17 protein-coding genes are annotated in these 18,552 nt (G+C 67.6%); 5 read left to right on the forward strand and 12 right to left on the reverse strand.

The window, feature by feature from the left end:
• The 6 genes from ADK36_RS03395 to ADK36_RS03415 form a co-directional block, all read right to left on the reverse strand.
• The coding region (locus ADK36_RS03395) for a tetratricopeptide repeat protein (protein WP_234329655.1) at nucleotides 1-1,511 on the reverse strand (1,511 nt) is incomplete at its 3' end.
• A 263-nt stretch (nucleotides 1,512-1,774) separates the two neighbouring features.
• Entirely contained in the window at nucleotides 1,775-2,200 is a 426-nt protein-coding gene (locus ADK36_RS03400; RefSeq protein ID WP_338060770.1) for a hypothetical protein, read from the reverse strand.
• Between the two features lie 395 nt (nucleotides 2,201-2,595).
• A complete protein-coding gene (locus tag ADK36_RS03405; RefSeq protein ID WP_234329656.1) occupies nucleotides 2,596-3,120 on the reverse strand; it encodes a DUF6262 family protein in 525 nt (174 codons plus the stop codon).
• Nucleotides 3,117-3,806, reverse strand: a complete 690-nt coding sequence (locus ADK36_RS49915; protein ID WP_234329657.1) for a site-specific integrase — start codon at nucleotides 3,804-3,806, stop codon at nucleotides 3,117-3,119. The genes ADK36_RS03405 and ADK36_RS49915 overlap by 4 nt, the downstream gene beginning before the upstream one ends.
• Nucleotides 3,704-5,614 carry a hypothetical protein gene (locus ADK36_RS49380; protein WP_199830093.1) on the reverse strand — a complete coding sequence of 637 codons (1,911 nt, stop codon included), beginning with the start codon at nucleotides 5,612-5,614 and terminating at the stop codon, nucleotides 3,704-3,706. The genes ADK36_RS49915 and ADK36_RS49380 overlap by 103 nt, the downstream gene beginning before the upstream one ends.
• 14 nt (nucleotides 5,615-5,628) lie before the next feature.
• On the reverse strand, nucleotides 5,629-6,759 hold the full coding sequence (locus ADK36_RS03415) for a tyrosine-type recombinase/integrase (protein WP_234329658.1): 1,131 nt from the start codon (nucleotides 6,757-6,759) through the stop codon (nucleotides 5,629-5,631).
• Between the two features lie 341 nt (nucleotides 6,760-7,100).
• On the opposite strand from ADK36_RS03415, the gene ADK36_RS03420 reads away from it, so the two are divergent.
• Nucleotides 7,101-7,403: a hypothetical protein gene (locus tag ADK36_RS03420; protein ID WP_048587057.1), complete on the forward strand. Its 303-nt coding sequence runs from the start codon at nucleotides 7,101-7,103 to the stop codon at nucleotides 7,401-7,403.
• Nucleotides 7,404-7,552: 149 nt separating this feature from the next.
• Here the strand turns inward: ADK36_RS03420 and ADK36_RS49385 are convergent, their stop codons facing one another.
• From ADK36_RS49385 to ADK36_RS03435, 3 genes are read right to left on the reverse strand one after another with little or no spacing between them, the layout of a single operon-like run.
• Nucleotides 7,553-8,119, reverse strand: a complete 567-nt coding sequence (locus tag ADK36_RS49385) for a hypothetical protein (RefSeq protein ID WP_048587058.1) — start codon at nucleotides 8,117-8,119, stop codon at nucleotides 7,553-7,555.
• A gap of 12 nt (nucleotides 8,120-8,131) precedes the next feature.
• Complete coding sequence (locus ADK36_RS49390; protein WP_199830094.1) at nucleotides 8,132-10,588, reverse strand: tyrosine-type recombinase/integrase; 2,457 nt, start codon at nucleotides 10,586-10,588, stop codon at nucleotides 8,132-8,134.
• On the reverse strand, nucleotides 10,581-11,780 hold the full coding sequence (locus tag ADK36_RS03435; RefSeq protein WP_053196317.1) for a tyrosine-type recombinase/integrase: 1,200 nt from the start codon (nucleotides 11,778-11,780) through the stop codon (nucleotides 10,581-10,583). The genes ADK36_RS49390 and ADK36_RS03435 overlap by 8 nt, the downstream gene beginning before the upstream one ends.
• Nucleotides 11,781-12,072: 292 nt before the next feature.
• Between ADK36_RS03435 and ADK36_RS03440 the strand changes: the two genes are divergently transcribed.
• Nucleotides 12,073-12,561, forward strand: coding sequence for a hypothetical protein (locus ADK36_RS03440; RefSeq protein WP_159391080.1), 489 nt, complete (start codon nucleotides 12,073-12,075; stop codon nucleotides 12,559-12,561).
• Nucleotides 12,562-12,573: 12 nt separating this feature from the next.
• Here the strand turns inward: ADK36_RS03440 and ADK36_RS03445 are convergent, their stop codons facing one another.
• Entirely contained in the window at nucleotides 12,574-13,005 is a 432-nt protein-coding gene (locus ADK36_RS03445) for a DUF6233 domain-containing protein (protein ID WP_234329659.1), read from the reverse strand.
• Nucleotides 13,006-13,286: 281 nt separating this feature from the next.
• On the opposite strand from ADK36_RS03445, the gene ADK36_RS03450 reads away from it, so the two are divergent.
• Nucleotides 13,287-13,592: a hypothetical protein gene (locus tag ADK36_RS03450; RefSeq protein ID WP_048587060.1), complete on the forward strand. Its 306-nt coding sequence runs from the start codon at nucleotides 13,287-13,289 to the stop codon at nucleotides 13,590-13,592.
• 662 nt (nucleotides 13,593-14,254) lie between these two features.
• Here ADK36_RS03450 and ADK36_RS03455 read toward each other — a convergent pair.
• Nucleotides 14,255-14,695, reverse strand: coding sequence for a hypothetical protein (locus ADK36_RS03455; protein WP_048587061.1), 441 nt, complete (start codon nucleotides 14,693-14,695; stop codon nucleotides 14,255-14,257).
• A gap of 655 nt (nucleotides 14,696-15,350) precedes the next feature.
• Complete coding sequence (locus tag ADK36_RS03460) at nucleotides 15,351-15,614, reverse strand: hypothetical protein (protein ID WP_053196321.1); 264 nt, start codon at nucleotides 15,612-15,614, stop codon at nucleotides 15,351-15,353.
• A gap of 585 nt (nucleotides 15,615-16,199) precedes the next feature.
• Here ADK36_RS03460 and ADK36_RS03465 point away from each other — a divergent pair.
• Nucleotides 16,200-17,591 carry a WD40 repeat domain-containing protein gene (locus ADK36_RS03465; RefSeq protein WP_078916773.1) on the forward strand — a complete coding sequence of 464 codons (1,392 nt, stop codon included), beginning with the start codon at nucleotides 16,200-16,202 and terminating at the stop codon, nucleotides 17,589-17,591.
• Nucleotides 17,592-17,831: 240 nt separating this feature from the next.
• A complete protein-coding gene (locus tag ADK36_RS49920; protein WP_234329660.1) occupies nucleotides 17,832-18,377 on the forward strand; it encodes a hypothetical protein in 546 nt (181 codons plus the stop codon).
• The last annotated feature ends 175 nt before the right edge of the window (nucleotides 18,378-18,552 follow it).

The following is an 18,552-nucleotide window of genomic DNA, read 5'->3' on the forward strand; positions in this document are numbered from 1 at the left end:
GCGGTGAGGGTGTCGGGGTGGTCGGGGCCCAGCACCCGCAGCACGTCTTCCAGCAGGTCGGCGTACGCGGCAGCGGCACCCGCCGCATCACCCGCATCACCTCGCCACCAGGCCAGGTCGCTCCGGGCCGCCAGGGTGTGGGGGTGGTCGGGGCCCAGCACCCGCTCGTGGTCGGCGAGCACCTCGGCGTACGCGGCAATGGCACCCGCCGCATCACCAGCCTCCCCCCGCCACCGGGCCAGGTCGCTGCGGGCAGCGAGGGTGTCAGGGTGGTCAGGTCCAAGAAGTCGGAGGGTGGTGCGAGTCATGTGCTGAAAGTGGTCGATGGCGGCTAGGACCTGTCCGCTCAAGCCGAGACTTCGGCCGGAGTGGAAGAGCACGGGGTGCGCGCCGCTGGCCTGATACAAGGCGCCTTCGGCAGTGCCGAGAAGAGCGTTGGTGTTGGCACGGAGGGCTTGCGCGAAGGTCGTGTCGCGTTCGATGGCGGGCCAGGCGGCGGTGAGGGCGTCGGCGGCGGTGCGGGCAACCGCGTCGTGGTGGTCGGGGGCGAGGGCGTCACGGGTGGCGCGCTGGATGAGCTGGTGGACGCGGACGGCCTGGTGGGGGTCGTCGGGGGTGTGGTCGATGAGGCTGAGCTGGTGCAGGACGCGCAGAGCGCGCACCGCGTCCCGATGGGAAACCGGCCCCGGTTCCGCTGTGGGGCCCTGGCCGGTTCGGGTGCGGTGTTCGGTGAGGTGAGCGAGGGCGGGTTCGCTGGCTAAGACAGCCGTGGGTATGCCGTTGGGGTCGAGCATCGCGGCCAGCTGCAGCATGGGGCCGGCCAGGCCGGCAGGGCGGATCTGGTTGGCGCGTTCGATGGACAGGGACCAGGTGGCGGCCACGGTGACGGTCTGGTCGTCGGGTAGTGCGCCAGGCTCCGGCAGCAAGTCGGCTAGCTTCTCGATCCGGTCGGCCAAGAGCTCTCGGTAGGAGGCGCAGGTCAGGTTCGTGTCGATGATGTAGTGGGCGGCCTGGGCCAAGGCGAGGGGCAGGTATCCCAGGTCGGCGGCAAGGCCGTTGATCTGGTCGGTCGGCTCGTCGCGGCGGTCGCGCCCGGCGAGTACGGTGGTGAAGTAAGCGGCGGCTTCCTGGGGGGTGAAAAAACCCACGGTCACCCGGTGCCGGCCTGCTCCGGTCAGGGCGGCCTCGCGGCGACGCGTGGTGACCAGGGCACGGCCGTGGCGGCTGTCTGGCGGCCACCAGCCGCGCATATCGGCAGGATCCGTGACATCGTCCAGTACGACCAGCCACCGGCAGGGCTTCTGGCCGGCTTTGGGCTCCAGCCAGGCCAGGAACGCCCGCGCGGACTGCTCGGGCTCACCGGGGTCGGCGGCAAGCAGCTCCACGCCTGCCCGTGCGTACCCGGCCATGATGGCCTGGCGGCTGCTCGCGCTGATCCACACCAGTACGTCGACCTCGCCGCTGTCCCAGGCAGTGCGGGCGTAGTCGGCGGCCAGCTGTGTCTTGCCCACCCCCCCGGTCCCGGTCAGTACCTGGCTGAGCACCGCGGTGCCCCCGCTGTCGACCGCCGCCCGCAACTGGTCGGCGTCGGACCGGTGTTGGAAGGACAGAGCGCGGGGCGGGATTACGCCGACTTGGTGCGGCCAGGCGGCCGGTGTGCGGGGCGGAGCGTGGTGGTGGACTTGCTCGGCGTAGCCGACGGCGATGCTGCCGTGGTCGGCGAAGATGCCGCTGACGTTGTGAGTCGGCGCGGCCGAGGTGGTACCGGGTGCGCTCAGTCCTGGTGCGAACCCGGCTGGGGAGGGTTTCCCAACGTCACATTCCCCATGCTCACAGCGGCGGCGGACCCGTGGTCGGCCCGGACGTTCACGTCTCCGCCCACGGCCAGACCACTCTGGCTGGCCGACACACCGCTGTGGGAGGTCTGTTGGGCCAGCAGGGTGCGCAGCTCATCCGCGACCCGGGTCCGCTGGATGTCCTCCAGACCTTCCAGCACGGCCTCGATCCGAGCCTGCCACGCTGCCTCCTGACGGATGCGCACCCGCTCCGCATCGGTCGGCTGAGCCGCGTCCAGCTCGCCTGCGGTCTGGTCGAGGCGCTCCAGCTCGGCGCTCTCGCGCTGCTGACTCCCCCGGCCGAACCAACGGGCCACCTCCTGGCGTACCTCTGTCCATGCGTCTGTGCCTGCGGCCTGCACCACCGCAGTGCCTCCTGCCGCGGCCAGCGCAGTCATTGTCTCCGACAGCATCCTCGCCCTTCCCCCTGTGAGATCAGTCCGGAACTGGGGCAACGCACCTACACCGGTGCCTTCACCACGTCACCCCATCAGACACGCGCCCCAGTTGTCCCTGGTTCCGCCAAGAGAGCGGCCGTGGCGCGAGGGCCGAGCTCGGTATCTGGGGCGAGATTCAGCCGGGCTCCATGTCGAGGTTGACCTCGCCGTACGGCACCCCGACATGGAGCCCGATGCCCCGCCGAGGATCACACACGGTCACCAGCAGGCTGCGTTCCTCGGGAAACCAGCGACAGTTGAATACGAGGGCCCACCGGTATCGCGGGCCGTTGGGGCTCCAGCAGCCGAGCCAGAGGCACTAGTCAGCCACGCTGGTTCAAGGCTCGGGTCAGATCGCGGTTCGCGGCCCGTGCGGCATCGAGTTCTGCCTGTCGCTCCTCCAGGTTCTGCGTCAGCTCCGCATTGCGTTGCTTGAGATGTTCGATCGTGGTCTGCAACTCAGCGATGTCCGGCGCGGCCGCGAGGCCGGACTCCCGCCATGCTCGCTCGCCGAGCTGTCGGGAGAGGTGGTCCTCCAAATGCTTCACGCGGGAGGCCAAGCGGGCCGCACGGGCGTTGGCGTTGGCGAGGTCTGCCTTGAGCGACTCACTGGTGACCACGGGCTCTGAACCCTGCGGCCGGCCCACGGCTTGGGTGCCTGCCAAGTGCACATCTTGCAGCAGGTCGCGGTGGCGGTAGAGGAAGGTGCGGTCCACGCCGGCCGCGCGGGCAATGGCCGAGGCAGTCAGCGGGGTACCGTCGCGGACAGCGGTGGCGATGGCATCCTGGACTCGCTGCCGGCGCCGGCCGGTGCTGGCCTGGCGGCCGTCGTGCATCGGGGTGGTCACGTCGGGATCCTTGTGGGTCGGACGGCGGGCAAAGGCTGACGGACGCGGGGCATGCCGATCATGACGGTGCGGCTGCGGCGTACGAGGGTGACGGCCTGCTCGATGTGCGCACGGTCCTCGGGGGCGAGGTCGTTGAGGTCGGTCTGGACGCGTTCAATGAGCCAGCGGACGCGGCGGATCTCTTCCTCGGCAGGCATGGCCTGGGTCCGTGCCCAGTCGTCGGCTTCGAAGGCGGACATGAGGCGTTCGCGGCTGCGGAGCAGGTCGGCGAGATGGGCCTGGAGGTCGGGGAGGTAGGAGACGTCGGTGGAGAAGTGCTCGCACCCCAGGCAGCGGAAGCGGAGCGGGCAGGCGTGGCCACCGGCGGCCACGTTTGTGGGTTCGCGGCAGACGCCGTAGGGGGTGGCGACCTCCCCGATCGCACGGCGGACGTGTTCGGAGTCGAGCAGGTTCTTCGCGGTGCGCCAGACCCGTTTGCCATGGCGGTCGAACTGCAGGGCGGTGACCCGGTCAACGGCTTCACGGCGGCGTTCTTCGCCTACGCGGTAGTAGCCCTGGGTGGTGGTAATCAGCCGGTGGTCCATCAGCTCCTTGAGGACGTCGACCGGGACACCGGCGTCGGCGTGCCGCTGGGCGTAGCAGTGCCGGTAGGCGTACGGGAAGATCCGGGTCTTGTCGAACGGCACCAGCCGTGTGACGCGGGTGTCTCCTTCGGAGACCACGACCGGCACCAGGAGGTCGGGGAGGGAGCCCACCCAGGCCCGGTGCTGGGCGGAGATGTCCACGAGCGGCTTGGTGCCCTCCGGGTTGGCCTTGGGGCGCGGAAGCAGTCGCAACCGGGCCGCGGCGTTTGCGGGGTAGCGTTCGCGGACGCGCTGCTGCTGGCGGCGGATGATCGAGGCCGTCTCCTTGCCGATCGGCAGGCGGCGGCCGAACCGGTAGGCCTTGTGATTGTCGTAGACCAGGACGTCAGAGCCGTCCGGGTCCTGCTCCAGGCAGTTGAACGGGAGCGTGTTGATCTCGTCCGGACGCCGTCCGTGTCGATGAGCAATTCGGTGGCGACACGCACCTCGATGCTGCTCATGGCCTCCAACACGTCCAGGTGAGCGCACAGCTCGCGCAGCACCTGCTCCGGCAGGTCGCGGCCGGCCTCGGTGTCCCCGGGCTCGTCGGGCATGTCCTCCGGCCCGATTGCGAAGTCGGCCGGCATACCCTCCAGCAGCTGCCCGGGCGCGGTGAGACCGAGGGTCCGGAAGCGGAGCAGGACCCTGCGGACGAACCGGGTGAAGGCCAGCCGCCTGGATGGGCTGATCTTCCCGGTCGCGGTGAAGTAGCCCATGCGGTTGGTGAAAGCGACGATGTCGCTGCGTCCCCATGCCGCAGGTACCGTTCCGCGGTCCTGGCGCTGCACACGCAGGCTCTCCGAGAGCATGCCCACGGCCGCGATAATCGCGCGGGCGTGCTGGACCGCGTTCTTGTTCCGGCGCCGGGGCAGGTCGTCGTAGACCCAGATCTTCATCGCTTCCCGCAGCGGCTCCTGCAGCACGGGTGCGAACGACATGTGGCCGGTGTAGCCGAAGACTGCCATGTCCCAGACGTCCTTGACGCGCTCGGCTTCCGGCGTCATGTTCAGCAGACTCAGCGCCCGCTGCCAGGCCCGGATCATCGTGACCTGCTCGCGGCTGTGCCCGTGACCGGCAGGATCCGTCACCTCCGCCAACTGCTGCACCTGGTAGATGCGCAGCCGGTCATACAGCGGGCGCAGGCACTCCGGCCGGGCCTTGAAGCCCTCCTGGGTGCGAGCCCATAGTCCGTAGAGGAGCTCGGCGACCAGCCGGTCCGGCAGGCCGCGCAGGCTGACCTCGCGGGTGGTGCAGATCGCCCGGTCTGTCCGGCGCCAGTGTGCCTCATCGAACCCGGGCGTTGTCCGGGCCTGGTACAGGCGGTTGAGGTGTGCCTTGCAGTACGGGGCTTGGCGGCCCACGCGGTCCAGGTAGCATGCGGCCACCTCACACGGCCCGAAGGAGGCGTACCCGGTCACTCTCGGGTGGACGAGGAACTCCTCCAAGGTCAAAGCGATCAGGCCGGTCTTGGTGTGCTGAGAATGATGGGCCAGGCACAGCTGGCCGGCGACGGTGACGCGGGGCCGCTCGCAACTCCCGACCCTGCACGGGCCTTGGCCGACCCCGCGGCTGGTCTCCTTCGGCACGAGCAGGAACTCCTCCAGCAGGAGGCCGGTGCGGCGCCACCGCTCAATGCAGCCTGCGCACATCGGCCGCGTTAGCACCGTGATTGCCAGAGGGCAGCCGGGCACGGGGCAGTCGGGCAGACCGATCACTGGATGCTGCCGCGGCCACGTGATCACCCGCCGCTCCCAGTCCCACCCCAACAGGGCGAGGAAGTCGTTGTCTAGAGCGCTGAGGATCTCCTCCAGCCGCTCGCCCTCCGCCGGTGCCTCGCTCCTGGACAGGGCTGCGGCGCTCGTTGCGGTCACCGGCCTGCCTCCGGTCAGCTCAGCCCGCGCGGTGATGGCACCCGCAGGACAGCCGCCCGCACACGCTTCGGATCCGGGAACAGGTACGGCGCCTGCGAATGCAGGCTCTTCTGCCCGAGCACCGCCTGCACCTCATCCGGAGCGCCTCCGGCGTCGGCGACGTTCGACGCGAACGCCCGGCGCGCCATGTGCGCTCCCACCCGCCGGGCTAGGCCGGCCCGGGTACTGAGCCGTTCCAGCAGCTCCCCGATCGCCTCCGGCGACATCGGCTCTCCCAGCGGTTCCCGGAACAGGTTCACGAGCAGGAAGTCGCTCCCGCCCGATCCGAGCAGGCGGTGGCGCTCCTCGTAGTACAGGTCGAACGCGGACACCACGAGGAAGTCCAGCGGCGCCACCCAGGCCTGCCGTGACTTCGACCAGGCCCCGTTTACGTTCTCCCGTCGCCGCACATGCACGTGGGCGCCCGGGTAATCGCAGCCCAGCGCCCGGGAGTCCGGCAACAGATGAACGTCGCTGCGCCGCAGCCCCGCCACCTGACCGCGGCGCAGCCCTCCCCGGCCCACCAGCAGCACGATCAGCCGGTCACGCGCGTTGCGGCAGGCGACGAACATCGCCACCAGCTCAGCGTCCTCGGCTCGGTCCACCTGCGTCTCCGGCTCGCGAAGCGAGTGCACTGGCCGCAGCCGGTGGAACAGGCCGCCGTCCTCGCCCTGTGCCTCCGCCGGAAGGTCCCGGCTGTCGGCGAGCTCGTAGATCTGCCCGAGCACCGACCTGGGCGCCTCCTTAACCGAGATCGCGTACGACAGCAGGCCCCGCACCGCAACGAGCACTCGGTTGATCCGGCGCTCGCCCCGCACCGGGACGGCGCCCGGTCCCGGCTGTACCACCGGCACCACACTGTCTCGGGGCGCAGGGGTGTACTTCAGCCAGACCATGAATAGGCCGAGGTCCCGGCCCGCCGCCGTCCACTCCCGGCCCGTCGACCGGCACCAGCGCAGATAGAGCGCGAGGCCACCGGCGTACGCCTTCGTTGTCAGCTCCGCACGGTCCCGGCCGAACCGCAGGTTCCGAAGCCAGCGATCAGCAACAGAGACGACCTCCAGGTCGTCATCAAGGACCGTCCAGTACTTCTGCCCAGACGGCATCACCACGGGAAACGCCCGCATCATCAACTCCTGCCACGAGTCGTGCAACGACCCGCCGCAGAGCCACACCCCCCGAGAACGAGTCCCAGGAGCTCAACGAACCCACCTCACCCAACGTCACACCACACCCGGTCCACCCACAGAGAAAGCGGGCAGCCGCCGCTGCCGTACCGGTGCGTCTTTCGCTGGCTTCTCTGCGCTTCACCCGAGTGAGTGGTGCAAGGTATTCGGTCTGGGAGTGAACTCTCCGCTCTGTATGGACCTTTGATCCTTTGGGGTTGGCCTCTCGCGACTCGACTGCGCCGCGGCTACTGTCTCCGCAGGAATCTGGGGAGGGGCGTGTGGGGGAGACGGCCGCATACGAGGTCTGGCATGGCGACTTGCTGGTCGGTGCGCTCTGGGACGTGAGCATCGATCAACCGTGGATTCTCTGCCGCTTCGTGCCAGGAGCCGGCTGGGACGAACTTGGTCCGCTCTTCGCTGCTCAGGAGGAGGCGCGCCGCCAGCACTTTCCTGAGCACCTGATCGGGGCGATTGCCGCCGTGCGCGATCTCGGTGTTGAACTGAGGCCCGTGGCGGGCGGCGAGCCGATTCGCCCTTGGATGATCTATCTCAGTGAGGGGCGGGCCAGCTTTCGGTACTGACCCTCGTGGTCATCTCCTGGGTAGGCGTGAAGCGGGGATGCCACGGTCAACGGCGGTCGGTGGGTTTGCCGTTGTGTTTCGTCGCGCTTCTGTGCACTTCACCTGAATGGGCGGCGAGGGTATTCGGGGTGGCGAGGCGGCGCGAGCTGCTAGGAGTCTTCTGGGTGGAGCCCGTATTCGGCTAGCCACCCGAGCAGCTCGTGGCGGGACGCCTGGACAAGGCGTCCTCCTGTGAAGCGAGTGTCGTCAGTGACCTCTACGACGCACTCGGCAGCGGGGACAAAGGACTCTGCCGCCTCGTCTGTGGTGAACTCGGCCTCTGCGAGTACCAAGCCCTGCAAACGACCGTCGAAGACGTCAACACCCAAGGGTGGAACGCTGAAGCGAGTCTTCGACAGCAGGGCGGCCGACAGTGAGGCGAGCACGTCGTACTCGGCTGGCGACAAGTACGTATTCGTGATCAGCCCTTGGGTGGCGCCAGGCTGAGAGATCGGGACCTTCTGAGTGAGCTTGAGCTCACGGCGGCCATCCGAGAACTCGGCCCGACGCAGCCGCAAGCGCGTTCCTGTCACATACCGGTCGTTGATCACGCGACTGACGGTTACCGCCGACTGCGCTGGTGGCTCGGCCAGCAGGAACCGCCTCTCCCGTTCGACACGTGCGTACTTGCCGGGGTGAACCGCCTGTCCTTCAACCCCACCTCTTTTGTCCATCATGAGGACAGCCTCTCAGCCGCGAGGGCGCGGAAACTCAAGGTCAACAGTGGTTCGTCGTCGTGAGCGGATGGCGTCGGCTTGCTTGGTCCGCAGGAACGTCAAAGTTAGGTCGATGCCCTCGATCTCCCCGAGCCACTGCTCCTCCTCCGCGCGCTTCCGCCGCATGACCAGGTCTTTCTCCAGTTCGTCGAGACGGGGAAGCATCTTCGGGTTGATCTGGAGCATTGGGCAGCGGATGCATGCATGCTCGTGCTGACACGGTGTGCCGTAGGGGCGAGCGCAGTTGCCGAGATCGACTTTCCTCTTATCGAAGTGCTCTTCGAACTCCGCCCACTCCTGGGGTGTGACGTCCGTGTACTCGTCTTCGGGCCGCTGCGACCTGCGGTGGTCGAGGAACTTCTGGTAGTGACCGACGATGTCCTCCGCGAAGACGGCGACGTAGCCCTGTGTGGTTTGGAGATTCATGTGCCCGAGCAGGGCGGCACCGATGTGGACCGGAAGACCACCGTTGACGACTTCTGTGGCGAATAGCCTGCGGAAGTCATGCGGAGTGAACGTGGCGTCCTCGAACGCCTTGTTCGTCTGCGCGATCTCTTCGCAGCGCCGGGACAGCATCCGGACGACCGTGTTGGGAGCCAGGACGCTGTGAACCGTGCCGATTTGGCGTTGGAACAGGAAAGGCATGGGCTCTGACCAGGTTCGTTCCTGGGGGTCGTAGCGGCTCAGCAAGGGGATCGGTCGGCCGTCTTTCGTCTGCCGGCGGACGACTTGTGCGATGGCGTGGAAGAGTTCGGGCGACATCGGGATGACGCGCTCGCGCTCATTCTTGGACGGAGCGACCACAAGGAGCGCGATGATCTCCCCGTTGGGCCGTTGATACTGGCGGATGCTCATGTGGGTGAGCTCAGTCAGCTCTTCGATCCGGATGCCGCTGTGCCGGAGGACCTCGATCACAGCCCAGTCCCAGAACGCCATCTCCTCGGCTCGGTCCAGGTGGATCATCTTGCCTGTTTCCTCGTCGATGACCCGGATAGTGGGGCCCTCGGGCGTCTTGATCCGACGTCGGTCCTCTGGGGAGTTGCTGCGGCGGTAGTGGTGGCCACGATGGGTGAACTGGGCGCCAAGCGGTGTGGAGCGTGCGGCTTCGCGCAGGTCAGCAAAGTGCTCATGCCGCGATTCGACGTGTTGGACGAGTACCGGCAGCAAAGGCTGACGAAGGCGGGTCCGGTCGGCCATCCGCCGGTGGATCTCACGTCGCCTCTGCCTGAAGCCCTTGAGGTCGCGCGGCCGGATCGGACATGGAACGACCCACTGCGCCCACTGTTCGGGTTCGCCGACGGACCAGCTTTGGAGGTCGATATAAAAGCCGCGGACCGCGAGCAGGATCGAGGCCCTGTCCTGGCGGATCTTGGATCTGTCGCCCCTCCAGAACTGGATCTCGGCCAGCCACTGTTCATAGACCTCTGAACTGAGCCTGAGGTCCTTCTGACCAGGGGCGATGCGCTCGATGACCGCCCAGAAGTTGGCGGCCAGATGGCGGCCCAATCCGTCCAGGGTGGTGTAGTCCGTGTCGGCTTTGCGCCGAGCGAGGTAGTCGATCAGCAGCTGGCGGACAGCAGCGTTCTCGATCTTGTAGCGGTCGACGAGGCCCTCGACGCTGTGCTGGCCCTGCTGGAAGCATGCGCGCACCGTGTGGGGTGTCCCCTGGGGGAAGTGCCCCATCTCCAGGAGCACTTCCCATGCGGCCCGAGCGGCGAATCGGGTCTCGTCCTTGTTGCAGGCTCCGTGCGTGAGCCCGAGTCGCTTGTTCTCCAGTGAGTAGTGCAGAAGTGCCGAGGGCGTCACGTGCTCCAGGGCGATGCCCTGGGTGGTGAGCGCGCAGGTGATGTCGAACTTCGCCCGGTGTTTGTGGACCGAGTTCAGCCGTGTGTGGGCGTCAATCACCTTAAAGAATTCGTCCAACGCCGGATCGTCCTGCAGCAAGCGGAACGGCTCGGCGTAGCCGGAGAACCTGTTCACCCGGAACCCCGACAAGGAGGGCTGAATGATCCGCAGGCCGAATGCCATCTTCAGTGCAGTGGTCACGCTGCTGGCCTGGCTCCGGGTTGCGGAAAGGATGCTGACCGGCGGGGCGTCCTCCGTGTTGAAGCCAGCGGCCTCCCATCGTTCTTGCCACGTCTTGCCTGGATGAGTCGCCAGGTGGTCGAACAGCATGTGGATGCCAGCGCGGCGCTTTTCACGGGTCCCTTCACTGGCATCGCGCAGAATCTCCGTGGCAAGGTCAAGCAGGTTGGGGACCGTGGCGCATGAGAGATCACCGAACGGTGCGGGCGGGTTCTGCGGTCTCGGGGCGGGAGCGGGTTTCACCACGGTACTCACGAACCGCGTCACGTCCTGCCGTTCACCACCGCGGTAGTTTCGTCGCCGGTCCCGGATCGTGTACGTCTCGACCGTAGAAGTGTTAGCCACCGAACACCGCCTTGAAGTCCTCTGGGTCATAGCCCGGCGCAAAACTCCGCTCGACACGGGGCCGGTTGTAGTGGGCCTGCAGAACCTCAAAGAGTTCCTCGACCCGGGCGTTGAGGTAACGGCCCGTGGTCGCCAGGTCACTGTGCCTCAAGATCACACGCACCTGCGGCAAGGTGAGGGCCGGATCGTTCGCCATGCGATTCGCGGCTGTGTGCCGGATGTCGTGGAGAGTCCAGTTGGTGCCCAACTTCTCGTTCGCGCGCTGGATCACCCGCCTCATCGCCCAATAGGACAGCGGCTTTTCAGGCCCTCGACGTGTCCGAAAGACCGGTTCATGGGCAGGCGGAAGGCCGGCCCTGTCCAGATAGGACGCCAAGATCACGAGGGCCTGCGGGCTGACCGGCAACGGCTCGCGTTCCTGGCTGCCCTTGGTCACCACATAGATCAGCTGACGGGACCAGTCGATGGCGGCCGGAGTGACGCCCAGCAGCTCACTGGCCCGGGCGCCGCTGGAGACATAGAGGAGCACCGCAGCTCGGTCCCGATCGTGGTTCATCGCTGCGAAGAGCTCGTCCCACATTGCGTCCGGGATGGCTCGTGGCTCCGTACTCGGGACCCGTTGACGAAGACGTGCCCGTCTGAACACGGGCGGAGCAGCGTCAGGATCTCGGTGAGCTAGGACGTGCCGCAGCGCGGACGCCTCGGGGACCGGGTTGACCACCGGGCCGCGTCCGTGGTGCCCGTGGAAAGCATAGAAGCTGCTGACCACCGTGAGGTTGTGGTTGATCGTGCTCGGTGCGTAGCCGATCCGCAGGTAGCCCTTGCCAGTGCGGCCATTCACCGACCCGGGTGGCGGGGCGCCAGGGTTACGCCGGCGCCGTTGCGGGTTCGCCGTGACGCGGAGCCAGCCCACCAGGGCGCTGGTCTCCGCCTCAGTCGCCCTATGCCAGGGGACCTCAAGGAACCAGAGCACGCGGAACCAACGCAGCAGATCGAAGGCGTAGCTCCGGCAGGTCAGTGGTCGGTTGTCGCTCAGAGCGAGGTCCCGCAGGTACTGGACCACGGGCTCAAGACGTGCTCCCGCAACATCCAACACCACATAGCGGGGGTACGCCGTCTCCACCTCAAGGACACATCCCACCCGAGGAACATCGGCCTGTCCCTCAATCAGGGCGCGGTGTAACTGCTGCAACAGACTCTCCTAAGGGGATCTCGATCCCCTCGCTCAACGAGTCAGAGAAGGTGCAGTTAACAAGTCACCCGGCGCACAGACCGACACGGTCGCCGGGGCAGGCCAGCGCGGAGGGATCCGGCTCGGAGACCGGGGGCGGGGGAGTCGACATCGTGCGTCCTGTTCCGGGCGGTCGATACCAGCCGCCTCACCCGCAGGATAACCGCAGAATGACACGGATGTTCGAGCCGTGCCCGACCTGGAACACGACTGCACCCCACCGGCGTACGGCGCCCTCCGGTACGGTCGCGCCATGACCACCGACGCCCTGCGCCCTCCCCGCACCACGTGGGAGTACTGCCTTTCCGCCGCTGACGAGCTGGTGCTGTGGCACATGCGGCAGGGCGGGGACGTCCCGGAAGCCGACCGCCCCCGGGTGGTGACGCTGATCGGCGCCGCCGCCTACGGTCTCGCCTCCAGCATCTCCCTGGAAGGGGCCGACGTCGTCGGCCTTCCGCTCACCGGCCCGGACGAGAGCCGGTCCGCCAGCGTCCGGGGTGTCCTGCAGCACCACGCCCTGGCCGCCCTGCAGACGTGCCCGTACGAAGCCCTGGGCGCTGCCGAGCGCGAGCAGCTGCTCGCCGCGTACGGCAGCCACACGTTCGACCTCGCTCGGGAGACGGCAATCGCGGTCATCACCCACCACGCCCGGTCCTCCAGTCAGACGGGACAGCCCCACCCGACGATCAGGGACCGCGCGCCCGCAATGGCCGACGCCAGGAACGATGTCGAAGACGCCTAGGAGCTGGTCAGGTCAGGGCTCGCCCGGATCGGAGCCGGCGATGTGGTCGAAGCCCTTCAACAGCGGGCTCAGCTCCTGCGCGCAGCCACACAGGTTGCACAGCCGGGCCGCCGGACTCTCCGCGACGTTCAGTGCGTGCTCCAGATCGAGCAGCGGCGCGCCCTGCGGCGCTTCGTCGCAGTCCACCGCGTGCAGGACGCCCCGGTCCGGGCCGCGTTCGCCGCGCAGCTTCGCCAGCACCCACCCGGACGGCCGGCGTTCCCCGAGGACATTCCGGACCACCGACTGCGGCGACCGCTCCAGCCGCTCGGTGACGACCCGGTCGTAGTCGACGCAGTCGACCCGCCGCACGTGCTCCGGAGCGCGCACCCACACCCGGTACTCCGCCGCCTCCACACTCCCGTTTTTGAGGTCTCTGTACGACGGCAGCCCCACGAGATACACCCAGCCCGTCTCCGTCTGCCGCCGCCTCCACAGCCGCGCGACGATCTCCTGCTGCTCGGTCCCCCGAGCACCGGGTCGGCGGGCAGCACGACCCGCACGGGCACGGGCACGGGCACCGGCATCGGCTCGGAAGACGTTGTCACGGCCACCACAGTAGGCAGTCAGCCGCGGCCGCCGCCTCACCCGAGACTCCCGACCGCACTACCTGGGCAGGGGAGTGGTGCAGATCAGTGCGTCACGGAGAGGATGGGCGCGACCAGCAGGCGACAGAGAGGGGCGGCATGACCGGCTTCCCCGGGCCCCACCCCATGCACGGTGACACCGTCTATCTGACCATCGGTGACACCTCGGTGGTCATCACCGGGAGGATCAGGTCCCAGGGGGTCCTGCGTGACGGCCGCGGATTCGTTGAACTCACTCTGCCTGACGCCGACCCCCAGCAGCGCCGCGACCTGGAACGGGCCACTTCGTACCGGTACGAGCTGTACCGCGAGGACGCACTGCTCTACTCATCGCCGCGGCTGGCACTGAGTGAGACCCGGAGGGCGGGTGACGGAGCTCTGGTGGTGGCCGGCTGTCCCGGCTGACGTTGCCGGGAACGTTCTCAGACTCCGTCAAGGCGCCGCCCTCTACGACACGGATGCTCAGCATCACGCTGCTGCCCGGGTCCCGACCTCAATCACGGTCGGGGCCCGGGCAGTTGTCATGAGCGGTAGCGGAGCCTCGCGCCGCTGCTGCGGTTACCTCCGGGTGGTTGCGGTGAGAAGTGCCGCAGTCGCGGCGATCCACTCAGGGCTCACTCCGGCGCATCCGAGCACGATCACGGTGATCGTGACGGTGATGACGACGATGTGCCACTCCTTTGCGCCGTGTGCCTGACCAGACTCTGGGGCATTCACACAGTGAGGTACGGACACGTACTTCTCCTTCCAGTTGTGACTGGTGGGTCAGCCCTCGGTGCAGGCCGGTTGGGAAGCCGGACTGCCTGCACCGAGGGCTGCGGTGTGTTCACCGTGTTCAGTCCATACCCCGCAGGGCGGTGATGCCCAGCAACGTCGCGCACGGTGCTGGTGCATGAGGGGGCGTACAAAGTCATGGCGTCCACCATTTGGACATGACCACGCGCCGCACTGCTGTTGCCCATAGTGGAGAATATCGGGCAAACGCCTAGATATAACACCGCTCTTGGCGTCGGATAGGCGCTCGTAGCCGCCCAGAGATCTTCTAACGGACCTCGCCACAGGGCAGATCAGCTGTGCGAGACGCCATTCAGTCGCACTGGAGCCGTGCTGCTGTCCCAATCGCTGATCGCGGCGCGCAGTTCGCGGGCTAGGGCGGGGGCCACCCCGCGGCGCTGCGCGGCGTCGCGCAGGTATTCCTCGGCTCCTTGGCGGAGTCCGGCGCCCGGGTACTTGATGACCATGGCCCTGTGGGTGCCGTTGCCCAGGATGTGGCTCCAGGAGTCGAAGTCCTGCATCTGGGACCTGCCGGAGGCGGCGATGTGCCCGTCCACGTACTCGCTGCCTCCCGGCCTCTGGCAGGACCACTGTGTGCCCACTGCGCAGTCGTGGCAGGCGAGGGTGCCGTTCATGGACGGGAAACGACGCTGCCACTCGCCGTCCAGGGCGTAGATGTCCTGCGACAGCGGGATGGGCTTGCCGCACTCACAGCAGACAACGGTGTGCTCCAACTCGCAGACGGCGGAGCATGGTCCATGCTGCGCCCTTGTTCTGCCACAGCGTGCCAGGCGGCCTTCGACACACCGACGCAGCCTTCAGCCGGAGCGGCGGTCGACGCCAGCCCCGAACAGCCCACTTCCTGGCGACATGAAGGCCGCCAAGGCCGTCGTGCGCCGCCTCTACACGCTTGCCGGCGCTCAGTTCCACCACCCCGACCACTGCCTCGCGGACCAGATCGAAGAACTCGCCGACGCCTGCTGACCCGCCCGAACGCCAACATGCCCGTCCTCCGGGCCAGCGCACCTGCCCGCGTGATGGTGGCCCGGACTCTGCGTATCCACGCCGCCGCACGCTTCGTTGACCATGCATGCGCGCGGAAGAACGCCGGCGACTTCTCGGTGATGACGTCATTGCTCACATCCACGCCCGCGTCGCGGAGGCGCCTGAGCCGCCCCTGGAAGTCGTTGAGGAGCTGCGGCGAATCCTCGCCCCTGTGGTGCGTGTTTTGCCTCCCGTCGCTCGATCTGTTGGACCGGCGCTCGTTGCCTTCCTCGTTCGCGGTATCCGTCCGTACAGTCGGGACTGGTCAGGGGCACTGTGGAAGGTTCTCGCTGATCATCTGGGCTGTCGGTGCGAGCCGACAACCCTTTTCTGCGCGTCGGGCTGTCACACTTTCAGCACTGCGCGGACGGCATCGGCCGGGCTCATGCCCAGCAGGTACGCGATGCCGACAGCGCACAGGGCTATCGCAGCGATGCCGCCGGCCTTGTTGGCGAAGCCCTTGATGAACTCTTCGCCGAACAGCCCCACCGCCTTCCAAGCCATTGCGCGCAGGCGAGCGGCGAGCACGCGGAGGCGACGGCGGAATCGCCGGGCACGGCTTTGGTCATCGGGTGGACTGAACAGGCTGGGATCGACGTCCCGGGCCATGGGTGTGCTCCTTCGGACAGGAGGAAAGAGGACTGCGGACACCTGCCTGGTGTCGTCCGCGGGGTGTTCGCCGCGCGGTCGGCGGTCCTGCGGCTCTCTGCCCGAGAGCGTCCCTGTGGGGGAGCCATGGCTCTGGCCCAGGGTGGCCTGTTTCAGAGTAGCGGGTGTCGGAGCGTCCGTTCCCTCGGCTGTCTGGTGCATGCTCATGAGCAGCCCTTCTCCTCAGGTGCTGGTGTCGGTCGGGCGGCGCTGGGGGCCGGCCCGTCGTGCTCGTGTGTCGCGTCCTGCATCTGCGTCTTCACCCCTTGGGGCGCGGGCCCAGGCCCCGGACAGGAACCCGGACGAGGAAATTCCGCGGGCAGGAAAAGGTCCGGCCCACACAGCCCGGACCTCGCCTGACCAGGCTGGGCCTGGGGTTAGTTCAGCGCAGCGGCGCCCTCAGGCCAGCACAGCGCGAAGAAGCTTCGATGCTGCTGCACCAGCAGCTGGTTTCAGCGATATACAGCACTTTTTACGCAAGCTCACTGGACTTCACGCGATTTCACTTACTCGCCTCTATCCTGAACTCCCTGACGGGAGGGCGCGATGGAGCGGCAGCCAGGGAACAGTTCGCCTGAACGCGGCTCGTATGAGGCGGAGTTGCAAGCGTCGGCCGCCGAGCTGCGCAGCTTGAGGAACAGGCTGTCCACTCCATCGACGCTGGGGCAGATAGCGGACCGAGCTGGCGCTTCCCCATCCGCTGTCAGCCAAGTACTGAGCGCGAAGATCCATCCCAGCCAGAATCTCTACATGGCTCTGGTTCGCGTGCTGCTGACCTACGACTCCGGCTCTCGTGCCCCGCAGAACCATCCGGAGCTTCAGCGCTGGCGCGATCGCTGGCGTCGTGTGCAGGAGCTCAAGGAGCGGCACAAGATCGACTCCCGCTCCCCGAGGAGAGCCTCCAACCCGACGGAGCCCGTCACCGCACATGGACTCGCCGAACAAGTCGTTGTTGCCGCGATGCGCCGTGGCGAGCGAGTCCAGATGTTCCCCATGGCAGATGATCTCGAGGGCGTCTGGGACGTGGACTTCTCACCAGACGGTCGGCTGTTGGCCACCGCCCATGGCCTTCGGACCGTTCAACTCTGGGACACCATCGCTCAGCGCCGCGCGGGCCAGGCACTCGTAGGCGGACACATTGAGCAGGTACAGACGGTCCGGTTCTCCCCCAACGGCGAGCTGCTGGCGAGCGGCAGCCACGACGGACGGATCATGCTGTGGGACGTCTCCACGGGACGCAGCCTCTGCCACCCCCTCGCTGTCAGTTCAGGCAGGGCCTGGAGTATCGCGTTCTCCCCTGACAGCCGACTCCTCCTCGGTGCCGGACGTACCGTGCGCGTCTGGGATATCACCGACCCCGAGCAGCCTGAAGGCGTGGCGAAAATCGGAGCGAACCTCAGCGCTGGCATCGCGGTGTCCTCCAAGGGACTCCTTGTTACTGGACACACCGACGGGGCAGCTCAGGTATGGAACCTGGAAACACTTGAGAAGGATGGGACTCCCCTTCGCGGTCACACCGGAGAAGTCACGGCGCTCGCCTTCTCACCCGATGGCAACGTGCTTGCCACAGCGAGCCGAGCAGTACAGCTGTGGGACATGGACTCGCGCGCCATGTCTGGTGAGCCCCTCACCGACACCGACGGCCTGATCCACACACTTTCCTTCTCTCCTGACAGCCAACTGCTCACGGCTGTTGCTCATCCAGACGCGGAGGATCCGCGCGTTGATGATGAGGAAGATGACAGCGAAGAGACGCTCGATCCCGCCGCTGCCGCCCATGTGTGGCAGACATCCTCATGGAAAGCAGCCTGCGCTCCTCTAACCGGCCATGCCGGGATGATCTGGGGTGCCGGCTTCTCCCCTGATAGCCGCCTTTACGCAACGGGTGGCGCGGACGGCCTCCTCCGGCTGTGGATCCTGCCAACGCCTCGTACCTAGCTACCGCAGAAGCCGCCGATTGGCTCACCGCCATGGCGGCCGGGGAGATCTGACCCGCGTCCGGACACACCAGGGCCCCGGGGGAGAAGACATCCCCGGGGCCCGGTGTATGGAGTCGAGCACCGCACGGAATGGGCCGGCGCCCAGCAAGTGCGTGCCGCCGCCCGCGACTTCCGCCGCACCGTCCTCGGCCTCGCACCGGTGGGGAGACAGGGGAGCGGGCCGGGGGCCAGGATGGGGGTGGAGATCACGAAGGGGGCGGGCGTGCAGCTGACCATCGACACGCAGACCGACACGTACGAGCAGGCGATCGCAGCGGTGCAGGCGGCGTACGGACTCAACCCCGCCGCCGTGGCGAGCGGTTGGCCGGACGCCCCCGAGCTGGCGTCCCGGCCGGGCCCGGAGACCCTGAGCGGTGACGTCCTGTGGGAGGACTGGACGGACCGGATGCTGTTCGACACCCTTGCCTCCGTGCTGCCCGGCGCCCGCGCTGTCTTGCGCCGCCTGGTCGAACTGGGCGGCACGGCCTCGTACGACGAGATACAGGAGCACTTCGCCGACCACCCCACGACGCCGATCCCGCAGAACAGGATCGGTGGGACGCTCACCAGCATCCGCGCGGTACGGCAAAGGATCGGCCCGGACAACCGGTCCAAACTCCTGGAGCTGGACGACCGCCGGCGGATCTACCGGATCGAACCCGCCCTCATGGAGGGCCTCAAGCGGGCGTACGACCTCGCCGACGCCCGTCCCGACCTGTTGCGCCAGGAGCCGGCCAGTCCATGAACACCAGGGCTGCCACCCATCACGGTGCCACGCCAAGCTCTCTGCCCCCCATTCTCATTGTCGGGGCCGGGTTCTACGCTCGGCGGGCGCGCGGACGAGGACGAACAGTGCCGTGCACGTCCAGCAGATCCGGTCGCCGCTGAACCGAGCTTCCCTCCGAGTCCGTCTGGCGCAA

This window comes from Streptomyces viridochromogenes (assembly GCF_001270495.1).
GTDB lineage: Bacteria > Actinomycetota > Actinomycetes > Streptomycetales > Streptomycetaceae > Streptomyces > Streptomyces viridochromogenes_A.

What these genes read in the sequence shown, in the direction of transcription:
- ADK36_RS03415 (WP_234329658.1), bottom strand. Translation starts at nt 6,759, where the DNA reads ATGCCGTCTGGGCAGAAGTACTGGACGGTCCTTGATGACGACCTGGAG.
- ADK36_RS49385 (WP_048587058.1), bottom strand. Translation starts at nt 8,119, where the DNA reads ATGATGGACAAAAGAGGTGGGGTTGAAGGACAGGCGGTTCACCCCGGC.
- ADK36_RS03440 (WP_159391080.1), top strand. Translation starts at nt 12,073, where the DNA reads ATGACCACCGACGCCCTGCGCCCTCCCCGCACCACGTGGGAGTACTGC.
- ADK36_RS03450 (WP_048587060.1), top strand. Translation starts at nt 13,287, where the DNA reads ATGACCGGCTTCCCCGGGCCCCACCCCATGCACGGTGACACCGTCTAT.
- ADK36_RS03460 (WP_053196321.1), bottom strand. Translation starts at nt 15,614, where the DNA reads ATGGCCCGGGACGTCGATCCCAGCCTGTTCAGTCCACCCGATGACCAA.
- ADK36_RS03465 (WP_078916773.1), top strand. Translation starts at nt 16,200, where the DNA reads ATGGAGCGGCAGCCAGGGAACAGTTCGCCTGAACGCGGCTCGTATGAG.